Here is a 291-nt window from a genome sequence, read left to right on the forward strand (position 1 = left end):
TCGGACTGACGCCCCCGATGGACTGCATAATCAGAACCGGACCATGATACCCGTTGGACTCCAGCGCGTGACCAAGATTGGACAGGTGCTTTTGCAGCAACGGATTTAAATTTGCGTTCACAACGGCTGTATTTGTGCGTTCATATTCCCCCAACACCGATGCCACATCTGTAGACGCCATAATGTGCAGGGTCGGGAATTTATCGCGCAGAAAGCGACAAGCCTGCTGTTCGTGAGCCGGATTGGCATAAGAATGCAGGAATGAAATGACAATCGCCTCCACACCCGCTT

The 291-nt window shown here is 51.9% G+C and carries 1 protein-coding gene; it reads right to left on the minus strand.

Going from position 1 to position 291, the window contains the following annotated elements; genetic code table 11:
- Nucleotides 1–291 (minus strand): hydantoinase/oxoprolinase family protein (locus ACOSDM_RS20240; RefSeq protein WP_420726340.1); only part of this gene is annotated, 291 nt, incomplete at both ends.

The organism is Hwanghaeella sp. LZ110, assembly GCF_048892525.1.
Classification (GTDB): Bacteria; Pseudomonadota; Alphaproteobacteria; order UBA8366; family Aestuariispiraceae; genus Pacificispira.